General features: G+C 66.5%; 21 protein-coding genes and 1 tRNA gene. 6 read left to right on the top strand and 16 right to left on the bottom strand.

From position 1 onward, the window contains the following. Nucleotides 1-11: 11 nt before the first annotated feature. The 7 genes from AC0WR5_RS03185 to AC0WR5_RS03155 form a co-directional block, all read right to left on the bottom strand. Nucleotides 12-1,598: a 5-guanidino-2-oxopentanoate decarboxylase gene (locus AC0WR5_RS03185; RefSeq protein ID WP_475866843.1), complete on the bottom strand. Its 1,587-nt coding sequence runs from the start codon at nucleotides 1,596-1,598 to the stop codon at nucleotides 12-14. Continuing rightward, a complete protein-coding gene (locus AC0WR5_RS03180; RefSeq protein WP_475866842.1) occupies nucleotides 1,595-2,407 on the bottom strand; it encodes an ABC transporter permease in 813 nt (270 codons plus the stop codon). The genes AC0WR5_RS03185 and AC0WR5_RS03180 overlap by 4 nt, the downstream gene beginning before the upstream one ends. Beyond that, nucleotides 2,404-3,207 (bottom strand): ABC transporter permease, encoded by an 804-nt coding sequence (locus tag AC0WR5_RS03175; protein ID WP_475866840.1) that lies wholly within the window; start codon nucleotides 3,205-3,207, stop codon nucleotides 2,404-2,406. The genes AC0WR5_RS03180 and AC0WR5_RS03175 overlap by 4 nt, the downstream gene beginning before the upstream one ends. Nucleotides 3,208-3,265: 58 nt before the next feature. Then, nucleotides 3,266-4,378, bottom strand: coding sequence for an ABC transporter substrate-binding protein (locus AC0WR5_RS03170; protein WP_475866839.1), 1,113 nt, complete (start codon nucleotides 4,376-4,378; stop codon nucleotides 3,266-3,268). Between the two features lie 24 nt (nucleotides 4,379-4,402). Further along, on the bottom strand, nucleotides 4,403-5,452 hold the full coding sequence (locus AC0WR5_RS03165; RefSeq protein WP_475866837.1) for an ABC transporter ATP-binding protein: 1,050 nt from the start codon (nucleotides 5,450-5,452) through the stop codon (nucleotides 4,403-4,405). Nucleotides 5,453-5,573: 121 nt separating this feature from the next. Next, complete coding sequence (locus AC0WR5_RS03160) at nucleotides 5,574-6,467, bottom strand: LysR substrate-binding domain-containing protein (RefSeq protein ID WP_475866835.1); 894 nt, start codon at nucleotides 6,465-6,467, stop codon at nucleotides 5,574-5,576. A 76-nt stretch (nucleotides 6,468-6,543) separates the two neighbouring features. After that, nucleotides 6,544-7,398, bottom strand: coding sequence for a LysR substrate-binding domain-containing protein (locus AC0WR5_RS03155; RefSeq protein ID WP_475866833.1), 855 nt, complete (start codon nucleotides 7,396-7,398; stop codon nucleotides 6,544-6,546). 149 nt (nucleotides 7,399-7,547) lie between these two features. Between AC0WR5_RS03155 and AC0WR5_RS03150 the strand changes: the two genes are divergently transcribed. Next, nucleotides 7,548-8,528, top strand: a complete 981-nt coding sequence (locus AC0WR5_RS03150; RefSeq protein WP_475866831.1) for a fatty acid desaturase — start codon at nucleotides 7,548-7,550, stop codon at nucleotides 8,526-8,528. Beyond that, the gene (locus AC0WR5_RS03145; protein WP_475866829.1) at nucleotides 8,525-9,367 is read left to right on the top strand and encodes a sugar phosphate isomerase/epimerase family protein; all 843 of its coding nucleotides are present in this window, start codon (nucleotides 8,525-8,527) and stop codon (nucleotides 9,365-9,367) included. The genes AC0WR5_RS03150 and AC0WR5_RS03145 overlap by 4 nt, the downstream gene beginning before the upstream one ends. A gap of 83 nt (nucleotides 9,368-9,450) precedes the next feature. On the opposite strand, the gene AC0WR5_RS03140 is transcribed toward AC0WR5_RS03145, so the two are convergent. Genes AC0WR5_RS03140 through AC0WR5_RS03120 form a run of 5 tightly spaced genes read right to left on the bottom strand, consistent with a single transcriptional unit; the run spans nucleotide 9,451 to nucleotide 13,900 of the window. Further along, nucleotides 9,451-10,197 carry an MBL fold metallo-hydrolase gene (locus AC0WR5_RS03140; protein ID WP_475866827.1) on the bottom strand — a complete coding sequence of 249 codons (747 nt, stop codon included), beginning with the start codon at nucleotides 10,195-10,197 and terminating at the stop codon, nucleotides 9,451-9,453. Next, complete coding sequence (locus AC0WR5_RS03135; RefSeq protein ID WP_475866825.1) at nucleotides 10,194-11,207, bottom strand: ABC transporter ATP-binding protein; 1,014 nt, start codon at nucleotides 11,205-11,207, stop codon at nucleotides 10,194-10,196. The genes AC0WR5_RS03140 and AC0WR5_RS03135 overlap by 4 nt, the downstream gene beginning before the upstream one ends. Further along, nucleotides 11,204-11,977 (bottom strand): ABC transporter permease, encoded by a 774-nt coding sequence (locus AC0WR5_RS03130; protein ID WP_475866824.1) that lies wholly within the window; start codon nucleotides 11,975-11,977, stop codon nucleotides 11,204-11,206. Before AC0WR5_RS03130 ends, AC0WR5_RS03135 begins: the two co-directional genes overlap by 4 nt. A 4-nt stretch (nucleotides 11,978-11,981) precedes the next feature. Continuing rightward, on the bottom strand, nucleotides 11,982-12,836 hold the full coding sequence (locus AC0WR5_RS03125) for an ABC transporter permease (RefSeq protein WP_475866823.1): 855 nt from the start codon (nucleotides 12,834-12,836) through the stop codon (nucleotides 11,982-11,984). A gap of 5 nt (nucleotides 12,837-12,841) precedes the next feature. After that, a complete protein-coding gene (locus AC0WR5_RS03120) occupies nucleotides 12,842-13,900 on the bottom strand; it encodes a polyamine ABC transporter substrate-binding protein (RefSeq protein ID WP_475866822.1) in 1,059 nt (352 codons plus the stop codon). A 103-nt stretch (nucleotides 13,901-14,003) separates the two neighbouring features. On the opposite strand from AC0WR5_RS03120, the gene AC0WR5_RS03115 reads away from it, so the two are divergent. Beyond that, nucleotides 14,004-14,618: a TetR/AcrR family transcriptional regulator gene (locus AC0WR5_RS03115; protein WP_475866820.1), complete on the top strand. Its 615-nt coding sequence runs from the start codon at nucleotides 14,004-14,006 to the stop codon at nucleotides 14,616-14,618. A gap of 177 nt (nucleotides 14,619-14,795) precedes the next feature. Here the strand turns inward: AC0WR5_RS03115 and AC0WR5_RS03110 are convergent. Next, a tRNA-Ser gene (locus AC0WR5_RS03110) sits at nucleotides 14,796-14,885 on the bottom strand. Between the two features lie 200 nt (nucleotides 14,886-15,085). Continuing rightward, nucleotides 15,086-16,537, bottom strand: coding sequence for an FAD-dependent oxidoreductase (locus AC0WR5_RS03105; protein ID WP_475866818.1), 1,452 nt, complete (start codon nucleotides 16,535-16,537; stop codon nucleotides 15,086-15,088). A 637-nt stretch (nucleotides 16,538-17,174) separates the two neighbouring features. Here AC0WR5_RS03105 and AC0WR5_RS03100 point away from each other — a divergent pair. Continuing rightward, nucleotides 17,175-17,843: a DUF1236 domain-containing protein gene (locus tag AC0WR5_RS03100; protein ID WP_475866816.1), complete on the top strand. Its 669-nt coding sequence runs from the start codon at nucleotides 17,175-17,177 to the stop codon at nucleotides 17,841-17,843. 136 nt (nucleotides 17,844-17,979) lie between these two features. Here the strand turns inward: AC0WR5_RS03100 and ychF are convergent, their stop codons facing one another. Next, nucleotides 17,980-19,077, bottom strand: a complete 1,098-nt coding sequence (ychF, locus tag AC0WR5_RS03095; protein ID WP_475866814.1) for a redox-regulated ATPase YchF — start codon at nucleotides 19,075-19,077, stop codon at nucleotides 17,980-17,982. Nucleotides 19,078-19,225: 148 nt separating this feature from the next. Here ychF and AC0WR5_RS03090 point away from each other — a divergent pair, with 148 nt between their 5' ends. Beyond that, a complete protein-coding gene (locus AC0WR5_RS03090) occupies nucleotides 19,226-19,636 on the top strand; it encodes a VOC family protein (RefSeq protein WP_475866813.1) in 411 nt (136 codons plus the stop codon). A 184-nt stretch (nucleotides 19,637-19,820) separates the two neighbouring features. Beyond that, entirely contained in the window at nucleotides 19,821-20,612 is a 792-nt protein-coding gene (trpA, locus tag AC0WR5_RS03085; protein ID WP_475866812.1) for a tryptophan synthase subunit alpha, read from the top strand. A 146-nt stretch (nucleotides 20,613-20,758) separates the two neighbouring features. Here the strand turns inward: trpA and AC0WR5_RS03080 are convergent, their stop codons facing one another. After that, entirely contained in the window at nucleotides 20,759-22,063 is a 1,305-nt protein-coding gene (locus AC0WR5_RS03080; RefSeq protein WP_475866810.1) for a short-chain fatty acid transporter, read from the bottom strand. Nucleotides 22,064-22,168: the final 105 nt, after the last annotated feature.

Below are 22,168 nucleotides of genomic sequence, written 5' to 3'. Positions count from 1 at the left end.
TGGCGCTGCGATCAGATCGCCCGGCGCGTCGCCTCGTCGAGATGGATCATCACCGGGCCCTCGGCGGCCCCGGCGGCCTGCAAAGCGGCATCCAGGCCGGTCTCGGCGGCACGGATCACCTGCCACCCGCAGGCCTGCGCTACCGCGCCCAGATCCGGCGTGTGGATGTCCACGCCGATGGTGGGGATGTCCCGCGCCTCCATGTAGCTGCGGATCTCGCCGTAGCCGCTGTTGTCGTGCAGGAGCATCACCACCCGCGCCTTGGCCTCCACGGCAGAGGCCAGCTCTCCCAGGCAGAATTGCAGGCCGCCGTCGCCGGTGATCGCGATCGCCCGGCCCTTGCCGGCCAGTGCCGCGCCGATTGCCGCCGGCAGGCCATAGCCCAGCGTACCGAACCCCGTGGCCGAGTTGAAATAGCCGCCCGGCCGGTCCGGCTCGAAGGCGCAATTGCCGGAATAGATGATCTGGGTGCTGTCGCCCACGATGGGCGTGCCGGGAAAGCGCTCGCGCAGCGCCTCCAGCAGGCGCAGATCGGCCTGCATTTCCGGCGGGAACCCCGCGATGGCCGCCCGCGCCCGGGCCGCCCGCGCGGCCCCGTCACCCGTCTTCGGGCTCAGCATCGCCGTCAGCGCCGCGGCCACTGCCGCCGCATCGCCGGTCACGCCTGTCACCTCGGCGCCCCAGGCCTGTCGCGCAATCTGGGTCGGGTCGATGTCCACCCGGATCAGCCGCCCGGTGAGGGCAAAGCCGCCGTCCTCGTTGAAATCATAGTCGGTCGAGCCGAACTCCGTGCCAAGCGCCAGCACCACATCGGCCGCCGCCGCCAGTGCCCGCACCTCCGGCAGGGACGGGCTGACCGGCACCGAGAGCGGATGGCCCACCGGCATCACGCCACGCCCGTTGGTCGTCGTCACCACCGGCGCATCCAGCAGCTCGGCCAGGGCCGCCACCTCCGCCCTTCGAGCGCCCCCGCCCGCAAGGATCAGCGGGTGCTCGGCCGCCTGCAGTGCCGAGAGCGCCTCGCCCAGAACACCGGCATCTGCCGCGGGGGGCGCAATCCGTGGCACCGGCGCGCCGCGCGGCGTCATCTCTTCCTGCAGCACATCCACCGGAATCTCGATATGCACCGGCCGCGGCCGCGCCGAGGAGAAGACCGCAAAGGCCGCGTCGAGCGCGGGCTCCAGCTCCCTGGGCGTCAGCACCGTCCGGCTGAAGGCCGCGACGCCCGCGACCGTTCCGCTCTGGTCCGGCATCTCGTGCAGCCAGCCGGCGCCGCTGCCCATGCGCCCGCGCGGGTTCACCGTGGAGATCACAAGCATCGGGATCGAATCGCCATGGGCCTGCCCCATGGCGGTCATGATGTTGGTCATGCCGGGCCCGGTGATGATGAAGCAGACCCCCGGCTTGCCGCTGACCCGGGCATAGCCATCGGCCATGAATCCCGCGCCCTGTTCGTGTCGGGGCGTCACGTGGCGGATGCCGCTGCCGGGCAGGCCGCGGTACATTTCCACCGTATGCACCCCGGGAATGCCGAACACCATCTCGACCCCGCGTGCGGCAAGCAGCGCGGGCAGGAGCGTTCCGAGTTTCTGGGTCATTCTTGCGCCTTGTCTTTCTTGAGCTGCAGAAGCGCCCGGGCCAGGATCACCAGAGTCACCAGCAGGATCAGGATCACCGAGACCGCCGCCACCGCAGGATCGATATTGTCACGCAGCTGCATCCACATGCGCCGCGGCAGGGTGACCGCCCTGACGGAGGTGATGAACAGCGTCACGCCGATCTCGTCCCAGGACAGCACGAACCCGAGCAGGAAGGCCCCCGCCACGCCGAACCGGATGTTCGGCAGGATCACGTGCCGGATCCTGGTCCAGACACCCGCCCCCATGGATTTCGCCGCAAGGTCGATCCGACGATCCACCTGCGAAAGCGCCACCATGATGATCACCACGCCGTAGGGCACGATCATCACCGCATGGGCCACCGCCACGCCCAGCCAGCCATCATAGACGATCAGGCTGTTCCATTCGGTCACCTTGCGCAGGAAGTAATAGAGCGTGAGCGCAGAGACAACCGGCGGCGCCACCATCGGCAGCAGGGCCACCCCGGCCAGCAGCCCGCCATAGCGCGGCCTGTTCATCCAGAGCCCCAGCGCGAAGCTCAGCGCCAGCAGCGTCGCGAGCGCCGCGGCCACAACGCCCACCTGCAGGGACAGCAGCACGCTCTGCAGCCAGTCGGGATCCTCGATCAGGCTGCGGTAATGGCGCAGCGACCATTCTCCGTCAGGCACGCTCAGATAGCGTTTCGGCGTAAAGCTGACGGGCACCACCGCCAGCAGCGGCAGCAGCAGGAAGATCGAGACGAGGCCGCCGGCAAGGCTGGCGATCGGGCCGGGACGGAAACGTGTCATGTGCGGGTCACTCCCGAGCGGCGGATCAGCATCACCAGCAGCCCGCCGACCGCCAGCATGATCAGGGTCGACAGCGCCGCCGCCAGGCCCCAGTTCGGCACCTGGAAGATGCGAAGATAGATCAGCTCGGCGATCATCACCGTGCGGCCGCCGCCCAGCAGCGCCGGAATGATGTAGAAGCCCAGCGAAAAGACGAAGACGAGCAGCGTCGCCCCCACGATGCCGCCGCGAGTCATCGGCACGAAGACCTGCCAGAAGATGCGCAGCGGCGAGGCGCCCATGCCACGGGCGGCCATCAGCGCGCGGTCATCTACCTCGCGCATGGCACTGGCCAGCGGAAAGGCCGCGAAGGGGATCAGGAACTGGACCATGCCCAGGATCACCCCGAATTCGTTTCGGGTCATGCTCAGCGGCTCGCTGATCAGCCCGATGTTCTCCAGCCAGGTATTGGCCAGCCCCCGGTTCGACAGCAGCGACAGCCAGCCGAAGGACCGCGCCAGCACCGACAGCCAGAAGGGGATCATGATGCAGAGCTCGACAAGCAGCCGGGTGACCCGCCCGCCCCGCACCCAGAGCAGCGTGACCGGATAGGCACAGACCACGGCAAGCACGGTCGAGGCCACGCAGACCCGCGCCGTCTGCCAGAGCACGCCCCAGACCATCGGATCGCCGAGCGCCTCCGTGTAATTGCCAAGGCCCGGTTCCGGGTCGGTCACACTCAGCAACAGAATGCCCGCCAGCGGCACCAGGTAGGTGACCGCAAGGAAGGCAAGCAAGGGGGCAAGCAGCAGGTATTTCACGTCGGGGCTCCTTCCTGCCGCGGCTCGGGCCGCGACAGGTCAGTGGCAAATGCAGGGATCAGGAGGAGATGACGCCCAGGTAGGTATCGAGGGCCGCACCATAGTTCTGCTCGTACCAGTCCATGTCGAGCGCGATCTGCTGCGAGAAGTTCTCGGGATCCACCGGGTTGTAGAACCGCTGATCCTCGGGGATCATCTCGTCTGCCGCCGGGTTGGCCGGGCCGTTGCCCAGCAGTTCGAAGAGCTTCACCTGCTTGGCCGGATCCTGGGTCGAGGCGATGTACTGCATCGCCGCTTCCTCGCCGCCGGGGTTGTTCATCAGCACCCCCGAGGAGCCGGGCGCGATGATGCCCTCCGCCCAGGTCATCTTGATCTCGCCCTCGGTGTCCTGGTCCAGCAGCATGGCGCGGGTGTTCCAGATCAGCGCCATCGAGACATCGCCGTTCAGCAGCAGCGTCTGGCTCTCGGCACCGCCACCCCAGTAGGCACCCACGTTGTCCTTGAAGGCCGCGATCTTGGCATGGGCGCGGTCCAGGTCCAGCGGATAGAGGTCTTCAGGCGCCACGCCATCGGCCAGCAGTGCCGCCTCCCACATGCCCACGCCCCATTTGTAGAGCGACCGTTTGCCGGGGAATTTCTCCACGTCGAAGAAGTCCGCCATCGAGGTCGGCGCCTCGTCGTACTTGGTGCTGTCCCAGGCGATGATGTAGCTGTAGAGATAGCTGTTCGCGGCGTATTCCCACTTGAAGCCGTCGCGGATCTTGCCGGGATCCACCACGTCCCAGTCGATCGGGCGCATGAAGCCCTTGCGGCCCAGCGCCTGCCCCGAGAAGGGATCGCAGTCCACCAGGTCCCAGGTCGGGTTGCCGCCCTCGGCCTGCGCGGTGATCGCGCCCTCGGTCGGGCCCGTGCCGTCATAGCGCATCACGATCCCGGTCTCCTCGGTAAAGCTGTCGCCAAAGGCCTCGGCCATGGCATCGATGGCGTCGCCACCCCAGTTCACGAAGATCAGCTCCTTGGTTTCGGCCTGCGCCATGCCGGCATTCAGCCCCAGGGCCGAGGCGCCGGCCAGCAGCGACATGCCCTGGACAAAGCTCCGGCGCGACAGCTTGCCGGCCTTCATCCGCTCGGCCAGGATCAGCATCCGGTCTTTCTGGAAATGCGAATTCATCTTGGTTCCTCTCTGTTGGGGGCCTCAGAAAGCGAGGCTGTCGGCCCGGTCCCACGCGACCCAGATCTGACGTCCGGGTTCGGCGAGGTCGGGCAATTCCGATGTGGGCAGGTCCATGACCAGCGGCGCGGCCTCCGGCCCCGCCTCCAGATGCAGGCGGGTGTTGGCGCCCATGTAGACGCGATCGCTCATCCGGCAGGGGATCGCGCCGGCGCGCGGATCGGTCAGAAGCTGCATCTTCTCCGGCCGCACGGCCAGGTGCGCGGCGCCGGCGGGCACGCTCTCGGGCAGGCCAAGGCTCTGGCCGGCCACTTCGGCGTGATCACCGCTGAACCGCGCAGGGAAAATGTTGATGTCGCCCAGGAACTCGGCCACGAACCGGTTCGCCGGCCGGTCATAGACCTCCTGCGGGGCGCCCATCTGGCGCAGATGGCCCGCCTCGAAGATCGCGATCCGGCTCGACAGGGCCAGCGCCTCGCCCTGGTCGTGGGTGACAAAGACAAAAGTCGTGCCCATTTGCCGGTGGATCCGCCGCAGCTCGTCCTGCATCTGCTCCCGCAGGTTCTTGTCCAGCGCCGAGAAAGGCTCGTCCAGCAACAGCACCGGCGGCTCGTAGGCCAGGGCACGCGCCAGGGCGACGCGCTGCTGCTGCCCCCCCGACAGGCCGGAGGGCTTCTTGTGGCCGTGCCCCGACAGGCCCACCAGGTCGATCATGTCGGCCACCCGGGCGCGGATCTCCTTCGCCGGGCGCTTCTGCACCTTCAGGGGAAAGGCGATGTTGTCCTCGACGCTCATGTGCGGAAACAGCGCATAGCCCTGGAACACCATGCCAAAGCCGCGCGCCTCGGCCGGGCTGTCGGTGCGCTCGTAGCCGTCGATCATCAGCTGGCCGCGTGTCGCCCCCTCAAAGCCCGCAAGGATCATCAGAAAGGTCGTCTTGCCCGATCCGGAGGGGCCCAGAAGGGTGACGAACTCGCCCGGATGGATCCGCATCGAGACATCGTTCAGGGCGGTGAAACTGCCGAAATCCTTGCCGATGGACAGTGCTTCGATGGCTGCTGGCTTGGTGCTCACGTCTCTACCGGTCCTGTTGCGCAAAAATACTTCGCGTCATTAGGCCGGTCGACGGGCGGTCAGACAAATGAAACTATTTGCCCGTCTCCGCAAACAAAATTTGTCACACAGAAATATCTTTTCAAGACGCGTACCGGCTGCGCACCTCGGTCCGCAACCAGCCCAAGAATGCGGCAGCCACGGGATTTTCCGCCCGATCTGCCGGCGTGACCATGTAATAGGCGCTCTCGGTCGGCAGCGAGAGATCGAAGGGACGGACCAGCGCACCGCGCGCCATCGCCTCACCGCACACGAATTCATCACCCAGCGCCAGCCCCTGCCCCGCCAGCGCGGCCGAATAGACCAGGTTCATGTCGGAAAACCGGATCCCGCTCTGCGCCATTTCCTCCGGCAGCCCCACCAGCCGCATCCAGTCCTGCCATTCGTCAAAGCTGCCCAGGTGCAGCAGGGTGGCATTCTGCAGGCCGCGGGCATCGGCGAACCCGTCGTGCCGGTTCAGATAGGAGGGACTGCAGACCGGGGTGAAATCGATCCGCTTCAGCAGCTCCACCTCGACATCGGCCGGGAATTCCCGCCCGAAGGCAATGAAAACATCGGCCTCGGGGTTGCTGACGTCGTTCAGGCGCCGCGGCGTGGTGACATTCAGGATGACGTCGGGATAGGCCTGCCGAAAACCGTCGATGAAGGTGCAGAGCCAGTTGCTGGCGATCCCAGGCGGGCAGCTCAGCACCAGCTCGCCGCTCACGCTCTGTGCCCCGGAGCGCGCCGCGGCGGCCGAGATCATGTCCAGCGCCTTGCGCACGTCGCGGGCAAATCCGCGCCCCAGCGGTGTCAGCTCGAGCCGCGCGCCCGCCCGCGTCATCATCGGAAACCCAAGGTCGCGCTCCAGCAGCCGCAGCTGATGGGTCACCGCGCTCTTGGTCAGGTTCAATTCCTCTGCCGCCTGCCAGACGGTGCCGAGACGCGCGAAACTCTCCAGCGCCCTCAGCGCCTGGGTCGATGGGGTCCGCCGCATGATATTCGTCCTCTCCAGGTGCTGCGGGACAGTGGTGATGAATTCCGTTTGTCGCGCAACCTAAAATCTTTGCCGCTCAGCCCGCCATCTCTTCCTTGATCCAGGCGGCAAAAGCCGCCGCAGGCGCGCTCAGCCCGCCCGGCGGCGGGGTGATCCAGTATCCGGCCGCCGCTGGCAATTCCTCCTCGAAGGGTCGCACCAACCGCCCCGCGCTCAGGGCCCGCGCACAGGTCAGGTCATCGCCCAGGCAGATGCCCAGCCCCGCCTCGGCGGCCGCGTACATCGCCAGCAGCCCGGTAAACTGAAGCCCGCCGGGCCCCGGATCGCCCGCCTGCCCCACCGCGTTCAGCCAGCGCTGCCAGTCTGCCGTGCCGTCCAGGTGCAACAGCATGTCCGACGTCAGCGCGGCGGGGGTCAGCCCCCCCGCCTCATAGAGGTAATCCGGGCTGCAGACCGGAAAGAAGCGCACCTCCAGCAGCCGTTCGGCACCGGGCGGCGGACTATCGGTAAAGGCGATCCACAGATCGCAGTCCGGCACCTCCTCGCCCGCCGCCAGGCTCGTCAGCGTCAGCGAAATCTCCGGGTAGAGGCTCAGGAACCGGCGCAGGCGCGGGGCCAGCCATGTCGCGGCCAACCCCGATGTCACCGCCACGTCGAGCGCGCCTCTGGTGGCGCCGATGCCCCGGTGCGCGTCGCGCAGCATGGCCAGCGCCGGCCGCACCGCCGAGACATAGCGGCGCGCCTCGCCCGTCAGCACGATCCCCCGGCCCCGCGCCTCGGTCAGCGGAAAGCCGAGCCGGGCCTCCAGCGCCTTGAGCTTGTGGCTCACCGCGCTCTGGCTCAGGTTCACCTCTTCCGCCGCTGCCCGGAGCGATCCGGTGCGATCCAGGGCATCGAGCACTTCCATGGCGGCGAGCGGCGGAATATTCATGCATCTTTTGCACCGTTTACCGCCGAAAATGTCAATAGTCGTGAAAATGATTCATCATTATCATCCTCGTCATAAGATGAATCCCTCAGCCAGCTTCCCCGCAGGACCCGAAGAGCCCGACAGGGCCGTCCCGGAGCAAGGAGACAGATATGGACGCCAGTTTCTCTCGCAGGAAACTCCTGGAACCCGCCGAACTGAAACAGCTGAATCAGCGCTCCGACGCGCGCGGCTGGATGCAGCTCGGCAGCCATCTCGCCGCCATCGCCGTGATGGTCGCGCTGCATGCCATGGCCATGGGCACCTGGTGGGTGCTGCTCACCGGCTTTGTCCTCGGCGTGCTGATCAACTTCCTCTATGCCGCGCAGCACGAGCTGTCGCATTCCACCGTCTTCGCCAGCCGGCGCCTGAACGAGGTATGGGGCCGGATCATCGGCTTCTTCATGATCTTCCCGCGCGATTTCGATCAGGTCATGCATTTTGCCCACCACAAGTGGACCCAGGACTGGGAGCGTGACGGCGAACTGGTGCGTGAACCCTACACGCTGAAATCCTACCTGCTCTGGCTTTCCGGCGTCAGCTACTGGCGCAACCGGGTGGTGGGCCTTCTCCGCCGGGCCCGCGGCGTGATCGTCGAGCCCTACATCCGCCCCGAGGAAGAGGCCAAGATCATCCGCGAGAGCCGCATTCACGTGGCGCTCTATGCCGCGATCATCGTGGTTTCGCTGGCCTTCGGCAACTGGTGGTGGCTGACCTTCTGGATCCTGCCGATGGTGATCACCAAGCCCGTGCACCAGCTGCAGAACACGATCGAGCACCTGGGCCTCAGCCACGAGGACAACATCCTCGAGAACACCCGGTCCACCCGCACCAACGCCCTGATGCGCTGGCTCTGCTGGCAGATGCCCTATCACACCGCCCACCACACCTTCCCCTCGGTGCCCTTCTGGAAGCTGCGCGACCTGAACGACAAGATCGAGAAACAGGCCGGCGAGGTCTGGCGGATGGGCTGGATCGAATTCCAGATCGAGGTCATCGGCAAGCTGCGCCAGAAGGACGAGAGCCAGTATCCCATGAACGAGGTCTGGGTGATTCCCCATGGCCGCGGCTCGGTGCGGGTGCCTGCGGAATGACCCAGAAGCTCGACGTCTATACCTCGCTATGGGCCATGCAGCCCCATGACCCCACGGGCGTTAAGCTGCCCCACGAAGAGGTGGTCGAAATGGTGGCCGGCGCCGGCTATGCCGGCATGGCGCTCGATTTCGGCGCCGCCAGCCCGGAGGAGGTCGACCGCATCCTGCCGATGATGGCGCGGGCCGGCCTGCGTCCCTTCTTCGTGGATTTCCCAAAGACCGTGGAGGGGCTGCGCCCGATCCTCAAGCTGGCAAAGGATCACGACGCGCCCTTCGTGGTGGTGATCGGACAGGTGATGCCGTTGACGGTCGCCGGCATGATCCCGGTGATCCGTGCCTGGATCGCCATGTCCGAGGAAGAGGGCATGCCGATCCTCTTCGAGACCCACCGCAACTGCATCACCAACGATCTCTACAGCACGCTCTGCCTGCTCGACGCGGTGCCCGAGATGCGCATCTGCGCCGATCTCTCGCATTACGTCGTGGGCCGAGAGATGACGATGCCGATCCCCGAGCGCGAGATGCAGCACATGAGCCGCATCCTGGCCCGCTCCGACAGTTTCCAGGGCCGCGTTGCCGGGCGACAGCAGATCCAGCTGCAGCTCGACTTTCCCCAGAACCGCAAGTGGGTCGACCTGTTCCGCGGCTGGTGGGCCGAGGGGTTCACCTCCTGGCGCAGGCGCGCGGGCGGGGACGAGACCTGTGTCTTCCTCTGCGAGCTGGGCCCGCCGGATTACGCCATCACCGGCCCCGACGGGCGCGAGATGTCGAACCGCTGGGACGAGGCGCTGACCATCAAGGGCTGGGTCGAGCAGATCTGGGAAGACTGCGCGCCCTGACCCGGGCGCGAGGGGGGGGCTCTGCCCCCGTCTCCCTACGGGAGCCTCCCCCGCCATATTTCCGGAAAGATGAAAGGGCGCCATCAGGCGCCCTTTTCCTTCAGCCAGTCCGCGATCATCCGCTGCAGCCTCTCGCCCGAGAAGGAGCGGAAATGCCCGCCGTGCACCACCCGGACCGGCAGTTCGGCCAGCCGTTTCATCGAGCGGACATAGCCCTCGGCATCGGCGTGATATGTATCCTCGATCAGCGGCCCGTCATAGATGATGTCGCCGGAGATCAGGATGCCGGTCGCCGCCTCCCAGAGGGCAATGCCGCCGGGGCTGTGGCCGGGGGTGTGGATCACCTCGAAATGCCGGTCGCCCAGGTCGATCACGTCGCCGTCCTCCAGGATCCGCGTGGCCGGCGCGCCCTTTACCGCGTAGGTGGCCGATTGGTAGGGCACATCCGGCAGCGCATCGAAGATCTCGTCGGTCACATAGGGATCGGCCAGGGTATTCGCCCGCGTCGGATGGGCCAGGATATCCGCCTCGCAGGCATGGCACAGGCGGTCCGGGAATTCATGGTGACAGCCGACGTGATCGAAATGCGTGTGGCTGGCCACGGCGTCCAGCGGGCGCTCGCTGACCAGGGGCACCCATTGCCGGAGCGAGACCACCCCCATGCCGCTGTCGACCATCATGTCGCGGTCGCGGCCGCGCACGTGCCAGATGTTGCAGCGATAGAATTCCTGGATCGCGGGCTCGTCGATCCAGGTCAGCCCGTCGTCCATCCTGCGCAGGCGGTACCAGTCCTTCGGGGCGACACGGGGCAGATCGGATGCGGCGCTCATGCGGCAGCCTCCTTCAGGATCACCGGGTTCGAGGCAAAGAGCTCCACCTCGCTGCCCGGTTCGGGATGCGCGCCCTGCGGCAGATGCGCGACCAGGCGCATGTCGGGCGCGGCCAGCGGGGCGAAATGACAGCGGTGGTGGGCGCCGAAGAAGGCAACCTCGGTCAGCCGGGCCGGCCCGAGCGGGAAAGCCCCCTGCAGCCCGACGTTCTCGGGCCTCAGGCAGAGCACGCCGTCCTCCGCTGCCCCCGGCACCGGGCCCAGCACCGTCTGCCCTGCGCGCACATCGAGGCGGTTCAGCTCGCCCATGAACCCGGCGGTGAACAGGGTCTTCGGCCTCAGGTAGACCTCTTCCGGCGTGCCGCAATGCTCGATGGCACCGGCATTCATCACCACGATCCGGTCGGCGATGGCCATGGCCTCCTCCTGGTCGTGGGTCACGTGCACGAAGGTGGTGCCGACGCGGCGCTGGATCTCCTTCAGCTCGTCCTGCATCTGCCGCCGCAGCTTCAGGTCGAGCGCGCCCAGAGGCTCGTCGAGCAGCAGCACCTGCGGCTCTGGGGCCAGCGCCCGGGCAAGCGCCACGCGCTGGCGTTGCCCGCCAGAGAGCGCATGCGGCTTGCGCCCGGCCTTGTCCGCCAGCCCCACCATGTCCAGCATCTCCATGGCGCGGGCATCCCGCGCCCTTGCCGCGACGCCGCGCATCTTCAGGCCAAAGCCCACGTTCTGTTTCAGCGTCATGTGCGGAAAGAGCGCGTAATCCTGGAACATCGTCGTGGTCGGACGCTCGCGCGGGGGCACCCGGGTCATATCCTGCCCATCGATCAGCAGCTGCCCCTCGGTGGGTTGAAGAAAGCCGCCGATCACCGACAGCAGCGTGGTCTTGCCACAGCCCGACGGCCCCAGCAGCACGATGAATTCGCCGCCCGCGATCTCCAGGTCGATGCGTTTCAGCGCGGTGAAACTCTCGAAGCGGTGGTGCACGGCGCGGATGGAAAGCTCTGCACTCATTTGGCGGCCTTTCGAAACAGGGTCAGTTCCAGCGTCACGACCACCAGGATCGAGACCAGGAAGACGAGAGAGCCCACGGCGTTGGTTTCGGGCGACAGGCCCGAGCGCAGCATCGACCAGATTTCCACCGGCAGGGTCACGTCGAAACGGGTCAGCAGGAAGGCGATGATGAATTCGTCCCAGCTGAAGGTGAAGGAGAGGAAGAAGGCCGCCGCCAGCGAGGGCAGCAGCATCGGCGCCAGCACCAGCATCAGCACCCGGATCTCTCCGGCGCCCAGGTCGCGGGCGGCGCGCAGGATGTTCTTCTGGTGATCGCCAATGGCGGCATAGATGATGGCAAAGCAGAGCGGCAGGTTGATCACCACGTGGCCGATCCCCGTGGCCAGCAGCGAGGGCCGGATGCCCACGTGGTTCAGGCTCTGCAGCAGGCCGAGACCGATGATCAGGTAGCTGACCGTCATCGGCGCGATCAGCAGCCCGCGGATCAGTGCCGAGCCCGGCAGCCGCGCCTGCGCCAGCCCCGCCGCGGCGAGGAAGCCCAGCACCAGCGCCACCAGGGACGACAGCAGCGCCACGACGAGCGAGTTGCGCAGCGCCGCCATCAGGTCGCGGTCGGTCAGCACCTTGGCGTACCAGTCGAAGGTCACGCCCTTGAACGGCGGCACCGGCAGGCGCCCGTCCTGGAAGGAAAAGATCACCAGCACCACCACCGGCAGCAGGATGAAGGTGAACATGACCACCAGGTAGGCCCATGAGAGAAAACGTGTCATCGCGTCATACCCTGTCCATCTTCAGCCAGCGCGCCGCGCCCAGGTAGGCCAGCGTCACGATCACCATCAGCACCAGCGACAGCGCCGAGGCCATCGGCAGGTCGCCGCGCCGGCCCAGCTGCAGCATGATCAGCTGCGGCATGGTCAGCTCGTTGTTGCCCCCCAGGATCTGCGGCGTGATGTAATCGCCGATGCAGAGCACGAAGGTCAGGAAGGCGCCGGTCATCACTCCCGGCAGGGTCAGCGGCAGGATCACCAGCCGGATCACCTGCCAGCGCGAGGCCCCCAGGTCCTCGGCCGCGCGGGCATAGTTCGGCGAGAGCTGCACCAGGTTGGAATAGATCGTCAGCGTCAGCAGCATGACGAAGAAATGCACGAAGCCGATCACCGTGGCACTTCGGGTGGCCATGATCTGCACCGGCTCGTCCAGGATCCCGAGGCCGGTCAGCACCTGCATCACCACGCCGCTCTCGCCCAGCACCAGCGCCCAGGAATAGGAGCGCACCACATAGCTCGTCCAGAACGGCAGCACCGCCACAAGCAGCGCCAGACGCCGCCATTCCGGCGGCACCCGCGTGGCGATGATCCAGGCCAGCGGCCAGGCCAGCAGCACCGAGAGCACCGTCACCGTCACGGTGATTTCCAGCGACACCACGATGCCCCGTGCCAGCGAGGGATCGGTGAAGATGCGGATGTAATTGTCGAACCCGGGGCCCGGCACGATCGCGCGCCCCTCCATGTGGCCAAGGCTCATCACCGCCATCACCACGAAGGGCAGCAGGAAAAAGCACAGCGTCCATAGCAGGGCCGGGGCGACCAGTGCCGCCCCCTGCCCCTTTTCTCGTCTCTCCAGGCTCATGTCCGTCAGTTCTGCATCATGTCGGTCCAGAGATCCTGCATCGCGGCATCGGTGTCGGCATCCGGCACCGGATAGAGCTGCGAGCGGCTCAGGTAATCCGTCTGGTCATCCCAGCGCAGCACGGCCTTCTGCTCATCGCTCAGCACGTCGCCCGCGGCCGAGCTTGCCGGCATGCCCCAGTAGCACGACGAGGTCGCCAGCTTGGCCTGGCCTTCCGGCGACAGCACGTACTTGATGAACTCCAGCGCCAGGTCCGGCTTCTCCGTGCCCTCGACGATGCCAAGCGCCTGGGTCCAGAGCAGGCCGCCCTCTTCCGGGATCGTCCAGTCGAGATCCGGGTTTTCCTGGTTCAACACAGCGGTCAGCCACTCGCCGCCGCCCACCAGGATGTCGACCTCGCCCGTGGCCAGCGCCGTCTGGCTGCCGACAACGTCGGAAACCTGCCGTGCGGCGCCCTTCAGCTGCATCAGCGGGGCGCGCAGGCTTTCCACTGCATCGGCGTTCAGGTCGGCGGTATCGATGCCCTGCGACAGGCCCACCAGGCCCAGCACCGGCAGGTAGTAGTCATAGATGGCGATCTTGCCGTCGTACTTGCCCGAGAAGAGGCCCTGCAGGCTCTCCATGTCGGCCGGATCCACGTCGGCCTTGTTGTAGGCGATGGTGTTGTAGCCGAACTTCTCGGTGACGCCATAGGGGGTACCATCCACCGACATCTGGTCGGTCAGCGCCACTTCGGGAAAGATCTTCGAGGTGTCGATCTGGTCCAGCGGCAGCGGTGCCAGGTATCCGCCCTCGGCGGCGCGCGCCACGTCGACCCCGTCGATGACCATCACGTCCCAGTCGCCCGGGCGGGACTGGTCGAGGATGGTCAGACCGGCCGCCGTACCCTCGTATTCCTTGGTGTTGACCCGCACGTCGTGGGCCTCCTCGAAGGGCTTCAGGAATTCCGGGTCGGCATGATCGCACCAGATCAGCGCGTTCAGGCTGTCGGCGGCCTGCAGGCTGGTCGAGGACAGCAGCCCCCCGGCCAGAGCGAGGCAGAAGATGTGCACTTTTTTGGTCATTTCAGCTCCCTGATCTCAGAGTTGTTCTCTTTGTACCCTGTTCAACTTGACCAGCCGAATAATGGAATCAATATAATTTTGTAGTGACTACAGGAATTTTGAAATGACCGGCCTCAGACAGCGGAAAAAAGCGGCAACCCGGAAACGGATCCTCGACTGCGCCTCGCAGATGTTCCGCGATGACGGCTACGAGGCCTCGCGCATCGAGGACATCGCCGAGCGCGCCGAAACCTCGGTTGCGACCTTCTACAACTACTTCGGATCAAAGGCGGATCTGCTGCTGGCCACGGTAGTGGAAGAGACCAGCATTGTGCTCTCCGCGGTCGACGCCTGCATCGACGCCCCACATGCCAGCCTGAGAGAGGCCTTCGCGGCGGTGGTGCGCGTCTATTTCCACACCTCCTTCGAATACACCTCGAGAGAGGTCTGGCGCATGGCCGTGGCACGCACCATGCTCGACCCCGAGGCCGAGTTCTGCCGCAAGTACATCGCCATCGACCACACGCTCAGCGATCAGCTCTGCCGCTGCCTTGCGGTGCTGCAGTCGCGCGGATTGCTGCGCGCCGATGCCGACACCACCACCGCGGGGCGCCTGCTCTTCAACAACGTCAACATGAACTTCCTGGAATACATGCGCGACCCGGACCGCACCTCCGAGGAGATCTGCGCCAAGGTCTGCGCCGAGAGCGAACCGGTCTTTGCCAGCCTGACCGCCTAGGGGCCCGGCGGGACCGGGCGTCGCGCATGAGTCTCGCCCGCATCAGAATCGCCCTGCGGCGTCCGCCCCGCGCAGGCAGCGGCGCGCCCGGGCAATGCCCATGTCACGACCCTTGCCACGACCCTTGTCGGGGCCTTGGCGGGGCATGCCGCACGATCACTCATTTTAAAGGATGTATGGCGGAGACGATGGGATTCGAACCCACGAGACCCTTCCGGGCCTACTCCCTTAGCAGGGGAGCGCCTTCGACCACTCGGCCACGTCTCCGCTGACCCGTATATGAGGCGCGCATCCGAGAAACAAGGCGCTTTTTTCACTTTTTGACACTTCGGCCAGACCCCCTGTTTTCCCTTGTTTTCGGCCTGTTCCACCGCTCCCGACACGTAGGATGCCGCGGGCCCCGTACCGTTTCCGCGCCCGCTCAGGCCTGGCGGCGCGCTGCGCCGCCAGGTCCGCCTCCGGACCGCTCAGCGCGCGGCGGCCGCGTTGCGCCCGGCGATCCGGCCAAAGGCAAAGCATTCGCCGATGTTCCCGCCGCCCTGATAGAGGAAGCTGTAGATCGAACCCAGCTCGCCCGCGGAATAAAGCCCGGCAATCGGCTTGCCCTCGGTATCCACGATCTGCGCGGCGACGTTGCGGCGCGGCCCGCCCTGGGTGTTCACGAAGCCCGGCGTCAGCGGCAGGGCATAGAAGGGGCCATTGGCGATCGGCACCATCCGGTCGCTGGCACGGCCCCATTCCGGGTCCTCGCCGGCCTCGGCACCGGCGTTGAACCGCGCCACCGTGGCCTCCAGAACCTCCGGGTCCAGGTCGATCTCGCCGGCCAGCGCGGCAATGCTGTCGGCTTTCTTGATCCAGCCCTTCTCCACCTCTGCCGAATTGTCGTCGCTCCATTCGTACCGGGTGCCCGTAACGTGCTCCCAGCTGTCGGTGGTGGCGCCCAGCGATCCGGCGGTGCGGAAATCCTCGTCAAAGATCATGTACATCGGCATCGGCAGATCCTGCTGCTTCCACACGCCCTTGCGCAGCACCTTGCCGTGGCGGTCGCTGTCGACGCAGAACCGCGCCTCCAGGTTGAAGCGCGTGCCGTCGGCGCCCACGATGATCATGCTGTTGGCATGGGGCAGGTTCAGCCACAGGCAGGTCGGCACCTCCGGCGCCTTGAAGGCGGTCAGCGGCCCCGAGACATTGCCCATGTGCCACAGGTCGGCCCCGATCTCGAGACCCATGCGGATCCCGTCACCGGTGTTGTAGGGCGTGCCCAGCGGGTAGCATTCCGGCAGGCCGTAGAGGTAATCGCGGATCATCTTCGGATTGGCCTCGAACCCGCCGCAGGTCAGTACCACGCCGCCCCTTGCGCGCACGGCCACCTCCTTGCCGTCCTTCTCGACGATCACGCCCAGCACCTCGTCGCCGTGGCGCACCAGGTGCATGGCCGGGCTCTCGTACCAGGTCTCGATGTCGCGCGCGTCCACCTGGCCCTCCAGCAGTTTCCACATGCGCTCCTCGCCCACGTTGCCGGGGCCGTGCATCAGCGTCTTGGCACAGTCCGATCCCGGCAGCTCGGGAAACTCGATCAGGTCGTATTCCCGCGGGTCCAGCCCCATGCCTTCCAGCCAGGCGCGGTTGTCGAACATCTCCTGCGCCCAGGTGTCCACCATCTCGTCGCTGATGTCGTCCATGTAGGGGCCCGCCATGGCCCGGAAGTAGGTCTTGGCCTTCTCCACGTCGTTCGGCCAGAACACCAGGTTGGCCGAAACCCGGCTGTTGCCGCCCTTGTATTTCTCCGGCGCCTTCTCGATCAGCAGCACCTTGGCGCCTGCATCATGCGCGGTCACGGCCGTTGCCGCCCCCGCAAATCCGTAACCCACTACAACGACGTCCGCTTCGACGTCCCATTTCGATGGCAGGGTCTGCATGTCTTGTCTCCTTGAATTCGTATCCGCCCCGGGCGGGTGGGCCGCCGGCGCGGAATCCCTTGCGGGCTTCCCCGGTCGCCGCACCCCAAGAGACGGCAGCGAGGCGGCCGGAACATCCCGGAGGTCCGGGGGCCGGCCGCTGTCGTGCGGATCCAGTGCAGCGCATCCTTGGGTGGAGCGCAAGGTGTTACGTATAAGTATCTCATTTGCATCTTATCACCGGCCATTTCATGCCGCCGGGCGCCCCGCAGGGCCATCCGCCCCCGTCCGGAGAGCCACTCCGCCCCGGTCCTTTCGTGGCTTTCCGGCATCAAAAGATGCCTCTGCAATATTTCTTTTCGGGCAACAGCCTGCCGATCCGCCGCTCCCACCGCCCCCCTGCCCCGCAGGGTCATGACTGTGGCCCCGCCGAAATATCCGTTCAAATTCAATATTTTGAAGATTACTCACACCACCCATCACGAAACATTTCAAATGTCCCATGGCGGCATCATCGCCGCCCGGGCGGGCAAGAAGGGCGGGAACCCATCGCGCTCCGGCCCGTTGTCCCTGCACCGAACGGCACCGCATCCGGCACAGTCGCCGGGCCGGGCCAAAGCGAAGAAGATCAGTGATTTACGATCAAGGAGTGTAGAAGATGTATGCCAAGATTGCAGGCCTCAGCGCCGCCGCCATCCTGACCGCCGGTTCCGCCATGGCCAATACCAGCGCCACCGCCACCACCGACCTCAACATCCGCGCAAATCCCGGCCCCATGGGCGAGATCGTCGGCGTGATCCCCGGCAACGAGAGTGTCGACGTCGAGCAATGCGCCACCGAGCTGGACTGGTGCAAGGTGAACTACGAGGGCAAGGAAGGCTGGGCCTTCTCCCCCTATCTCACCGCCATGGTCGACGAGGAGCCCGTGGTGGTCCGTGACAACATCCAGACCCTCCACGTCAAGACCGTCGATGTGAATTCGACCGAGCGCACCGCTGCCGCCACCGCCGGCGGGATCGGTGCCGGCATCCTGGCCGGTTCGCTGGTCGCCGGCCCCGTCGGCGCCGTGGCCGCCGCTGCCGCAGCCGGTGCCGTTGCCGGTGGTGCCGTGGGCATGGCCGCCGTGCCCGAGGAAACCGTGACCTATGTCGAGGCCAACCCGGTCGACCCGATCTACATGCAGGGTGAAGTGGTCAAGGGCGCCGGCATCCCCGCCGATGTCGACCTGATCGCCATCCCCGACAGCGACTATACCTACCTGAACGTCAACGGTGCCCCGGTCATCGTCGACCAGGACCGCAAGATCGTCGACATCGTCCGCGGCTGATCCGCTCCGGTCGCCCCGCGCCCCACACGGAAAGGCGCACGCAAAGACGCGCAATAAAAAGGCCCGCTCCCTCTCGGGGGCGGGCCTTTTCAGTCGCGGCCCACGTCCGGGGCCCAACATCAAGTGTTGAACGGCATCAGTTGTTGAACAGGAAGTGCAGCACGTCGCCGTCCTTGACGACATAGCCCTTGCCTTCCGCCCGCATCTTGCCGGCTTCCTTGGCGCCCTGCTCGCCCTTGCAGGCGACGAAATCGTCATAGGCGATGGTTTCGGCCCGGATGAAGCCCTTCTCGAAATCGCCGTGGATCACGCCCGCGGCCTGGGGCGCGCTGGTGCCCTGGCGGATGGTCCAGGCGCGGGCCTCCTTCGGCCCCACGGTGAAATAGGTCTCCAGGTGCAGCAGCTCGTAGCCGGCACGGATCAGGCGATCGAGCCCCGGCTCCTCCAGGCCCATTTCCGACAGGAACATCTCGGCTTCCTCGTCTTCCAGCTGGCTGATCTCTTCCTCGATCTGCGCGCTGATGATGACGTGGGAATTGCCCTGCGCGGCGGCCATGGCGGCCACGGCCTCGGAATGGGCGTTGCCGGTGGCGGCCTCGCTCTCGGCCACGTTGCAGACATAGAGCACCGGCTTGGTGGTCAGCAGCTGCAGCATCTTCCAGGCCTTGGCATCCTCGGCGTCCACCTCGACCACGCGGGCGGGCTTGCCGTCCTCGATGGCGGCCTGGGCCGCGGCCAGCAGGCGATCCTGCTGCTGGGCTTCCTTGTCGTTGCCCTTCAGCTTGCGCACCAGGTTGGCGCGGCGCTTCTCGATGCTCTCGAGGTCGGCCAGCATCAGCTCGGTCTCGATGGTCTCGGCATCGGCCACCGGGTCCACGCGGCCCTCCACGTGGGTCACGTCACCATCCTCGAAACAGCGCAGCACATGGGCGATGGCATCGGTCTCGCGGATGTTGGCCAGGAACTGGTTGCCCAGGCCCTCGCCCTTGCTGGCGCCCTTCACCAGGCCGGCGATGTCGACAAAGGTCATCCGGGTGGGGATGATCTGCTTGCTGCCGGCGATCTCGGCCAGGGTGTCCAGCCGCGCATCCGGCACGTTCACCTCACCGACGTTCGGCTCGATGGTGCAGAAGGGAAAGTTCGCCGCCTGCGCCGCTGCCGTCCTGGTCAGCGCGTTGAAGAGCGTCGACTTGCCGACGTTCGGCAGGCCCACGATGCCCATTTTGAATCCCATGCCGGTGCTCCCCGCAAATCCGCGCGCCGCTGGCGCCTCTGTGTCCATGCGCCAAAAGCTGCGCAATCTTCCGGGGGGTCATAATTGCAAGGGCGCGACGCCGCAAGGCGAAGCATGCTATGCTGGCACGTCCACACCGGAGATGACCATGGCCACCTATCTCTTCTTCGACGGCACCGCCCGCGCGGCGATGGATTTTTACACCCGCGTCCTCGGCGCCGAGATCGTCTCCGCCCTGTCCTTCGCCGAGATCCCGCCGGGCGACGACCAGCCACCCCTGCCCGAGAGCATGAAGGACCGCATCATGCACGGGCTCCTGCGCTTCGACGGCCAGACCCTCATGGTCTCCGACACCTTCGATCCGCCCGGCACCACCGAGATGCGGGGCTTTTCCCTGCAGGTCGACCGCGCGGATCCCGACAGCGCCCGCGCCCTCTTCGACGCGCTCGCCGAGGGCGGAGAGATCCGCATGCCCTTCGGCCCGACCTTCTGGGCCCGCGGCTTCGGTCGCTGCACTGACCGTTTCGGCGTGCCCTGGATGGTCAACTGCCCCGCCTGACTGGCGGCGCCGCGCCGGTGGCCCCCGCAGGAGCCTCCGGCGGGGATATTTCCGGCCAGATGAGAGAGCCCGGCGCGCCCTTTTCTGCTTTCGCCAGAGACCTCCGGGCGTGAGGGGCCAGAGCCCCCTTGCCACAGCCCCCCATTTCCGCCAAACCGAACCCCGGACAATCCGGGGGACCAAGATGAGCCGTATCGACGCCAAATTCGCCGCGCTGAAATCCGAGAACCGCAAGGGCTTCGTCGCCTACATCATGGCGGGCGATCCGGACGAGGCGCGCTCGCTCGAGATCATGCGCGGCATGCCCGCCGCCGGCGTCGACGTGATCGAACTGGGCGTGCCCTTCACCGATCCCATGGCCGACGGCCCCACGATCCAGCTCGCTGGCCAGCGCGCGCTCGAGGGCGGCATGACCCTGGAAAAGACCCTCGCCATGGCCCGCGCCTTCCGCGAGGAGGACGACACCACCCCCATCGTGCTCATGGGCTACTACAACCCGATCTATTCCCGCGGCGTCGACAGCTTCCTGGCCGATGCGCAGGCGGCCGGCATCGACGGGCTGATCGTCGTCGACCTGCCCCCCGAGGAGGACGACGAGCTCTGCATTCCCGCCCAGGCGGCCGGGCTGAACTTCATCCGCCTCGCCACCCCCACCACCGACGACAGGCGCCTGCCCAAGGTACTGCAGAACACCTCCGGCTTCGTCTACTACGTCTCGATCACCGGCATCACCGGCTCGGCCGAGGCCAATGCCGAGGCCGTCGCCCCCGAGGTCGCCCGCATCAAGGCGAAAACCGACCTGCCGATCATCGTCGGCTTCGGCGTGAAAACCCCCGGCACCGCCCGGGCCATCGCCGGGATCGCCGACGGCTGCGTCGTGGGCTCGGCCATCGTGAACGAGATCGCCTCCGGCAAATCCGCCGCCGAGGTCCTCGCCTTCGTGAAGTCCCTCGCCGACGGCGCCCATTCCGCCTGAGCGCCCGGCTCTTTCATCTGGCCATAAATATCCCGGGGGAGGCGGCCGCAGGCCGTCGGGGGCAGAGCCCCCCTCGCCCCTCCCGGACAGCAAAACGGCGGGTCGCCCGGGCGCCCGCCGTTTTCCGTTTCAGCGCTCCGGATGCCTCAGCCGAAGGCCGCCAGCGCCACGAAGGTGCCCGCGATGGCCACGCCCGAGATCAGCAGCCAGATCAGCAGGTAGCCCATGATGTCGCGCGCCGAGAGGCCGGCAACCCCCAGCAGCGGCAGCGCCCAGAAGGGCTGGATCTGGTTGGTCCAGCCGTCACCCCAGGTAAAGGCCATGATCGTCTGCGCCGGGTTCGCGCCCAGCGCATGGGCCGCCTGCATCATGATCGGCCCCTGGATCGCCCACTGGCCACCACCCGAGGGGATGAAGAAGTTGACCGCGCCCGCCGAGAGGAAGGTCAGCAGCGGGAAGGTATTGGGCGTCGCAACCGAGATGATCGCCTCAGAGAATTCCGTCACCAGGCCGGAATGCGTCATCATGCCCGCGATCCCGGCATAGAGCGGGAACTGCACGATGATGCCCCGCGCCGCGCCCACGGCCTTCTCCGCCGCGGCCAGGTAGGCGGCCGAGTTGGAATGCAGCAGCAGCCCCAGCATCAGGAAGATCATGATCACGGTATTCAGCGTGAAGGCAAAGCTGCCCGAGACGACCTGACCGCCCAGGTAGGCCAGCGCCAGCAGCCCCAGCAGGAGCGTGGGCAGGCGGCTGTACTCCAGCCGGTCCGAGGGGGTCATCGTGGCGCGGTCGGGCCTCTTGTCCTCTGCCGCCTCGTCCTCGACATGCAGCGCATGGATCTCCGCGGGCTGCTTCTGCAGCAGGAAGAAGCCCACCAGCAGCACCAGCAGCGCCACGGTCAGGGCGATGTTCCAGGGGGCATAGAGCGTCTCGCTCACCGGCACGATGCCGATGGCACCCTCCATGAAGTGCCCCGGCGTGGCGATCACCAGCGGGATCGAAGAGGACGGCCCCCGCACCAGCTCGCCGCCATAGGCCGCGGCCACGATCAGCGGAAAGTGCACCGTCACCCGGCGCCCCATCTCGCGCGCCAGGATGGCGCCGGCCACCATGCCGAAGCCCCAGTTCAGGTAATAGCAGACAAAGCTGGTGACGATCGTGATCACGATGGCCTGCTGCGGCCCCTGCGCCATATGCGTCAGCCCGGTCAGCATCTTCTGCACCGCCGGCGTCATCGCGAGGACATAGCCCGTCAGCAGCACAAGCACCATCTGCATGCCGAACTTGAACAGGCTGGAGAATCCGTCGCCCCAGAAGCCGGCCATGGCCATGGGCGTCTGGTGCCCCATCACCATGCCCAGGATGAACACGATGAAGGTCAGGATCAACGCCAGAACAAAGGCGCTCGGCAGGTATCTCTGCACCACTCTCACGGAAAAATTGGTCACGGCTTCCAAGGCTGTCTCCTCTCCTGTTGCGGGATCTTGCGCGCGCCCGGCGGGCCTTGTGGCCCCGCGGGCCGGGGCGGCCATGCCTTCCCCTTTCCATGCAAA

This window comes from Pseudooceanicola sp. DL12 (assembly GCF_056270665.1).
Note: the sequence above shows the minus strand (reverse complement) of the source record. Positions and strands in the feature narration are given on the sequence as shown.